The 7,655-nt window shown below is 32.6% G+C and carries 4 protein-coding genes; all 4 read left to right on the forward strand.

Annotated elements, in window-relative coordinates; genetic code table 11:
* The first annotated feature begins 57 nt into the window (after positions 1–57).
* Entirely contained in the window at positions 58–723 is a 666-nt protein-coding gene (gene rplA / locus V6U76_RS03585) for a 50S ribosomal protein L1 (protein WP_408647422.1), read from the forward strand.
* 15 nt (positions 724–738) lie between these two features.
* Complete coding sequence (gene rplJ, locus V6U76_RS03590) at positions 739–1,251, forward strand: 50S ribosomal protein L10 (protein WP_333023655.1); 513 nt, start codon at positions 739–741, stop codon at positions 1,249–1,251.
* Between the two features lie 26 nt (positions 1,252–1,277).
* Positions 1,278–1,682: a 50S ribosomal protein L7/L12 gene (gene rplL, locus V6U76_RS03595; protein ID WP_333023656.1), complete on the forward strand. Its 405-nt coding sequence runs from the start codon at positions 1,278–1,280 to the stop codon at positions 1,680–1,682.
* Between the two features lie 60 nt (positions 1,683–1,742).
* Positions 1,743–7,655 (forward strand): DNA-directed RNA polymerase subunit beta (rpoB, locus tag V6U76_RS03600; RefSeq protein ID WP_333023657.1); only part of this gene is annotated, 5,913 nt, incomplete at its 3' end.

Here is a 7,655-nt window from a genome sequence, read left to right on the forward strand (position 1 = left end):
AGGTAAGTGAAGTTATTGGTACTGCTCATTCTATGGGTATAGAAGTGATGGAGGATAATGATGATACAAAGAGCTAATAGTATATATAATGCTTATGATTGTTTTTGCAATATTATAAGCTCTGCTTCGGCTAAATTTATTGAATCGATTGATGTTTCTGTGAATCTCAATATTAATTCACGAAAGTCTGAAGAGCGGGTGCGTGGCGTGGTAACTTTCCCAAAGGGGATAGGCAAGTTGCCTAAAATTGCAGTTTTTGCCCATGATGAAGTTTTATTAAAAACAGAGGAGGAGCGAGTTGATTTTCTAGGGGGAGTTGATTTAATTGAAGAGGTAAAGAGCAATAAAAGATTAAATGTTGATTGGTGCATAGCAACCCCTGACATTATGCCTTTAATCGCGCCTATTGCAAAAATTTTAGGCTCTAAGGACTTGATGCCAAATCCCAAGTATGGTACTGTTACATCTGATATAATAAAAGAAGTTAAGTCTATAAAATCAGGTAAGGTCAAGTTTAAATCTGAAAAAAATGGTATAGTCCATGGTAAGCTTGGTACTATTAAATTTGATATTGATGATTTATTAGTTAATCTTAAAGCTTTTTTGAAAGCTATTGTAGCAAGTAAACCTTCTTCTGTGAAAGGGGCTTTTATAAAAAGTGTCTTCCTTAGTTCAACTATGGGTAAGGCTTATAAAATAGATAAAGTAGAAAGTATAATTTAAGGGGAAGTAGTGATAATGAAGCGTAAGATAAAGGATATATGCATACAAAATATAATGAATATATTTTTGGCTAATAATTTTTTAATTTTAGTGAACTTTAGGTCCCTAAATTCAATTGAATCTTTAAGTATTAGAAATGACTTAAAAAGAGTTAATGGTAGATTTTTAGTAATTAAAAATACTTTAGCTCGATTAGCTTTGAAGCAAACCAATGATTTTTCTTATTTATTAGATAAATTTTTTGGTCCTGTAGCTCTTGTTTATACTGATGCTAGCATTATAGAGATTGCAAAGTTGATTGTAGGGTTGGATAAAGAAAGGGTATCAATTGTGTGTGCAACTCTCTCAAAGCGTTTTTTAACAGTTGAAGAGGTGAGTGAGTTAGCTGAGTTGCCATCTCTGGATAAATTGCGCATCAAGATTATGCATTTGATTTCTTATAGTGTTCCTTCTCGATTAGCATTATCGATTAACTCTCCTATGATGAGATTAGGGAAAATACTTAATTATTGTAGTTCCGAAAAATAAATTTATTATTAATATAGGTAATAGTTATGAATAATATAACAAGTGATTTGGTTGATAAGATACTGTCTTTAAGTATTTTGGAAGCTGCTGAAGTTGTCAAGAAATTGGAGGAAAGAATAGGTTTACCAGTTGGTTCTTTTGCTTTTTCTTCTCCTGGAGTTGCTTCTAGCTCAACTGTTGAAAATTCTACTTCTTCTGCTGCGCAAGAAAAAAGTGAATATAAAGTTGTAATTAAAGAAATTAATGCAAGTGACAAAATAAAGGTTATTAAGGCTGTTAGGGAAATAAATTCCACATTAGGTTTAAAAGAAGCGAAAGAACTTGTTGAATCTCTGCCTAAAGATTTAGTTACAAATGTTTCTAAAGATGAAGCAGATAAGATAAAGCAAAAACTTATTGATGCAGGTGCTACTAAGGTAGATCTTGAGTAGAGCGTATTGTTAATACATTTTAATGTTTGTAAGCTTTTTGTTTGTTTTGGGTAATTTTTGATGGCTTCTGCTGCGTATACTAATAAATCTTATCTGTCTGTTCCTAGAATTTCTTATTCTAAGTCAATTGGCCTAGAGGATTCTTTATTAGACTTAATTGGGGTGCAAAAAGAATCTTATGGTTCCTTTATTGATCAAAGTAATGGTAATAAAAAACTTGCAGATATTCTTTGTAAAATTTTTCCAATAAATGATCCTTTAGATAGAGCAGTTCTTGAGTTTGTGGATTGTAAGATAGAGGATCCTAAGTACACTGAACATGATTGTGTAAAGCGTGGCATTACTTTTTCTGTTGCTATTAATGTATCGATACGACTTGCTATTATTCAAGAGGGTAAATCTTTACATGAATATTATAATGCCATTGATACTAATAAAAATATAGCAGAATACGTAAAACACACGAAAGAGCAGGAAGTTCGTATTTGTGAGTTGCCAATGATGACTGATAAAGGGACTTTCATTATTAATGGAATAGAAAAAGTAATAGTTTCGCAGATGCATAGATCTCCAGGTGTGTTTTTTGATAGTGATAAAGGAAAAACATATGCTTCTGGCAAATTTATTTATTCTGCTAGAGTTATCCCATATAGAGGTTCATGGCTTGATTTTGAATTTGATGTTAAAGATCATTTATATTTCCGTGTTGATAGAAAAAAGAAATTACCTGTTTCTGTATTACTAAAAGCATTAGGTTTATCAAATAATGATATACTAGATACGTTCTATGAAAAAATTAAATATACAAGGCATCAAGATAAATGGAAAGTTCCATTTATACCTGAGAATTTTAAGGGAGTGAAGTTGCCTTTTGATTTAATGGATATTAATAATAATGTCTTATTGAAGGCTAATGTGCGTATTACTGCTAGGTTAGCTAAGCGTCTTTATGAAGATGGGTTAAAGTATTACTTGATACCGTCTAGTGCTATAATTGGTTCTTTTCTTGGTAATGATTTAGTAGATAGTGCTAGTGGTACTAAAATTTTATCTTCTGGTGAGCCAATCAAGTTGGAGGATATAAAAAAGTTTGAAGTTTTTTCTATAGATGAAATCTATCTACTAAATATAGATAGTGTTTCTGTTGTTGGTCCTTATATTTTAAATACTCTTTTTTTAGAGAAGGATATGTCTTATAAGGAAGCTTTATCTGAAATTTATAAAGTTCTGCGTCCAGGGGAAGTTCCTGTTTTAGAAACAATGGAGGATTTTTTTAAAAATCTTTTCTTTAATCCAGAATATTATGATTTATCTGGTATTGGAAGATTAAAGCTTAATGCTTGTTTTGGGTCAAATTACAATGAGAACTCTAGTACTTTGACTTTTGATGATATTATAAGGGTTATAAAAAAGTTAATATTGGTACGTGATGGCAGAGAAGAAGTAGATGATATAGATCATCTTGGAAACAGAAGAGTAAGGTCAGCAGGTGAATTTATTGAAAATCAATTTAGATCTGGTTTGCTTAAATTAGTGCGTGCAGTTATTGATTGTATGTCAACTTCCAGTTTAGATAAGGTTAATCCTTCTGATTTTATTAATCCTAAAATACTTACTAATGTTTTAAGAGATTTGTTTAATTCTTCTCAATTATCACAGTTTATGGATCAAACAAATCCTTTATCTGAAGTTACTCATAAAAGAAGGTTATCAGCGTTAGGACCAGGTGGTTTAACTAGGGAGAGAGCTGGATTTGAGGTAAGAGATGTTCATCCAACTCATTATGGTAAAATTTGTCCTATTGAAACTCCAGAAGGTCAAAATGTAGGGTTGATTAGCAGTTTAGCTATATATTCTCGTATTAATCAATACGGATTAATCGAAAGTCCTTATAGGAAAGTGTTGGATAGAGTTGTTACTCAAGAGATAGAATATCTTTCTGCTATTGAAGAAAGTATATATTACATAGCAGATGCTAATGTCAAGCTTGATAAAAATAATCGCCTTGTTGATGATGTTGTATACTGTCGCCATAACGGTGACTTTACTATGATAAATAGTAGCAAAGTAAACTATATTGATGTTTCTCCTAAACAAATAATATCAGTTGCAGCTTCCCTCATTCCTTTTTTAGAGAATGATGATGCTACGAGAGCATTGATGGGTTCTAATATGCAACGTCAAGCAGTGCCACTGCTAAAGCCTAGTGCTCCTTTAGTTGGTACTGGTATGGAATCTTTTATTGCTTCTGGGTCTGGTGCTGTTATTTTGGCTAAGCGTTCTGGTATAGTTGATGGTGTTGATGGAAATTCAATAGTGATACGTGCTTTTGACAAAGAAAGTACTGATTACTTGGGTATAGATATTTACCACTTAATGAAATTTCAGCGTTCTAATCACAATACTTGTATTAATCAGAAGCCTTTGGTACAAGTTGGTGATTATGTAAGAGAAAATGATGTAATTGCCGATGGTCCAGGAATTAGTAACGGCGAGCTTGCTCTTGGAAAAAATCTATTAGTGGCATTTATGTCGTGGCAAGGTTATAATTTTGAAGACTCTATCATTATTTCTAGTAATGTAGTCAAGAAAGATTACTTTACTTCAATACATATAGAGGAGTTTGAATGTGTTGTCCATGATACTCCTTTAGGACCAGAAAAAATAGTTCGTTCTGTACCTGATATTAATGAAGAAAATTTATATCATTTAGATGATCATGGTATAGTGAACATTGGTACAAGAGTTAGTGCAGGAGATATGCTTGTAGGAAAAGTTACTCCTAAACCTTCTGTTACATTATCACCTGAAACGAAATTGTTAATGATCATTTTCGGTAAGAAATCGTTTGATTGTGCAGATTCTTCTTTATATTTGTCTCCTGATGTAGAAGGTACAGTAATTGATGTGCATATTTCTACTCGTAGAGGAGTTGAAGAAAATGGTAGAGCATTATTAATCAAACAAAAGGAAATTAATAATTATGAAAAGGAGCGTGATTATAAAATTAGTGTTGCTCATGGATATTTTTACGACGAGTTGAAGAAAATTCTTATCAATTCTAACATAAAAAGCGAGGAATTTTTGAATTCAATTGATCGTGAAAAATGGTGGGAAATAGCTGTAAAAGATTCTATTATTCGCGAAAAAATCAACAGATTAAATAAAGATTTTAATGGAATGGTATGTGATGCAAGGGAGCATTGTAAGCAAAAAGTAAAAAAATTAAATGAAGGGTATGATCTCCCTCAAGGTGTGTTGATGATAGTAAAAGTTTTTGTTGCTGTAAAACATAGTTTACAACCAGGAGATAAAGTTGCTGGTAGACATGGAAATAAAGGTGTTGTTTCTAGAGTTGTTCCAGTAGAAGATATGCCATATCTTGATGATGGCACACCTGTAGATATTATTTTAAATCCTCTAAGTGTGCCTTCCAGAATGAATATAGGTCAAATACTTGAAAGTCATGTAGGGTGGGCTTCTAAAAAATTGGGAGAAAAAGTAGGCAAAATCGTTGATGAAATTGTTAAAGCTAGTTTGGATTGTTATAAACAAATCGATAATTTAGGTGATAACTCTTTTTTAAATTCTATCGTTTCTGATGCATCAAAAGTCGCAAACAACTTAAGTTTAACTTTTGCTTTTATGAAAAGTTATAATGCTCTTTCTCAAGAAGCAAAAAATTTAAATAGTATATTGAAGGATGTTATTCAATATTACTTAGATTCTTGTGGTGTACATTTAGGTAATCTACGTAATTTACTTATTGAAATTTATGACCTTAGTAATGATAAATCTGTTTGTGCAGATATCTGTAGGATGAATAATGAAGATTTGGTGAGTTTTGCAGATAGATTGCGCGATGGAGTTCCTGTTTCCGCACAAGTATTTGAAGGTCCAAAAGATGAAGAAATTACTAAGTTATTTAAGCTTGCTGATCTAGATCCTTCTGGGCAAGTAGTCTTATATGATGGTCGTACTGATGAAAAATTCGATCGTAAAGTTACTGTAGGTTATATGTACATAATGAAATTACATCATTTGGTTGATGATAAAATTCATGCTCGTTCTGTAGGGCCTTATAGTCTTGTTACTCAGCAGCCTCTGGGAGGAAAATCTCATTTTGGTGGCCAGCGCTTTGGTGAGATGGAATGTTGGACTCTGCAAGCTTATGGTGCTGCCTATACATTACAGGAAATGCTTACAGTAAAATCTGATGATATGGATGGTAGAGTAAAAATTTATGAGTCAATAATTAAAGGTGATAGTAATTTTGAGTGCGGGCTTCCTGAGTCTTTTAATGTGATGATAAAGGAGCTTCAATCTTTGTGTCTTAATGTAGTTTTAAAGCAGAATGACACACCTATATATAATGTATCTTCTACTAATATTGCACGGTCTTTTGATAAAATAAATATATCAATTGCTAGTCCTGAGAGTATTAAATCTATGTCTTATGGTGAAGTAAAAGATATTTCAACAGCAAATTATCGTACGTTCAAAGTTGAGAAGGGAGGCCTATTCTGTCCTAAAATTTTTGGTCCTGTAAATGACTATGAATGTTTGTGTGGAAAGTATAAAAAAAGAAGACATAGGGGAATAGTATGTGATAAGTGTGGAGTAGAGGTGACATCTTCTAAAGTACGAAGAGAAAGGATGGGGCATATAGAGCTTGCTTCGCCTGTTGCACATATATGGTTTTTAAAGTTACTTCCTTCTAGGATAGGAGCATTATTAGACATGTCCCTAAGAGATATTGAACATATTTTATATAGCGGGAATTATATTGTAATAGACCCTTTAATATCATCATTTAATAAAGGTGAGATAATTACTGAAAAAGCTTATAATGAAACTAGGGATAATTATGGAGATGGTAGCATAGTTGCTATGCAAGGCATTGAAGCTATAAGAGAGATGCTATCTCGGTTAGACTTGTATGCTATTAGAAGAGATCTTAGATTAGAATTAGAATCTGTTACTTCTGAATTAAAAAGAAAAAAAATCATAAAAAGGTTAAGCCTTGTTGAAAGTTTCATTAAGTCTGGTAATAAACCTGAATGGATGGTGCTTACAACTATACCTATATTACCGCCAGATTTACGTCCTCTAGTATCACTTGAAAGTGGTCGCCCTGCAGTTTCCGACCTTAATCATCATTACAGAACTATTATTAATAGAAATAATAGGCTTAAGAAATTACTTAGCCTAAATCCTCCAGAAATCATGATTCGTAATGAGAAAAGAATGTTGCAGGAGGCAGTGGATTCTTTGTTTGATAATAGCCGTCGTAATATTTTTACGAATAAAGCTGGTAATTTTGGCTACAAGAAATCTTTGAGTGATATGCTGAAAGGAAAGCAAGGGCGTTTTCGCCAGAATCTTTTAGGTAAAAGAGTGGATTATTCTGGGCGTTCTGTGATAGTTGTCGGTCCTACTTTAAAATTATATCAGTGTGGGTTACCAAAAAGAATGGCTCTTGAATTATTCAAGCCTTTTGTTTATTCAAAACTTAAAATGTATGGCATTGCTCCTACTATTAAGTTTGCAAGTAAGATGGTAAAGGCAGAAAAATCAGAAGTATGGGATGTATTAGAAGAAGTAATTAAAGAGCATCCGGTTTTACTTAATAGGGCTCCTACTTTACACAGGCTTGGTATACAAGCATTTGAACCAATTCTTATTGAGGGAAAGGCAATACAACTACATCCTCTTGTTTGTACAGCTTTTAATGCTGATTTTGATGGTGACCAGATGGCTGTTCATGTTCCTCTTTCTCTCGAGGCTCAACTTGAAGCTAGAATTCTTATGATGTCAACTAATAACATTATTAGCCCTTCTAATGGTAGGCCTATCATAGTACCTAGTAAGGATATAGTACTTGGTATATACTATCTTACTCTTCAAAAGAAAGATTCTGAAGATGATTTTGTAGATAACATATCTTATTTTGGATGTTTTAGTGATGTAAAG

It is taken from the genome of Wolbachia endosymbiont of Pentidionis agamae (assembly GCF_036711655.1).
Taxonomy (GTDB): domain Bacteria; phylum Pseudomonadota; class Alphaproteobacteria; order Rickettsiales; family Anaplasmataceae; genus JAZHPY01.

Excerpts from the sequence above, each read along its gene's own strand:
- rplA (WP_408647422.1), top strand. The coding sequence starts at position 58 with ATGATGATACAAAGAGCTAATAGTATATATAATGCTTATGATTGTTTT.
- rplJ (WP_333023655.1), top strand. The coding sequence starts at position 739 with ATGAAGCGTAAGATAAAGGATATATGCATACAAAATATAATGAATATA.
- rplL (WP_333023656.1), top strand. The coding sequence starts at position 1,278 with ATGAATAATATAACAAGTGATTTGGTTGATAAGATACTGTCTTTAAGT.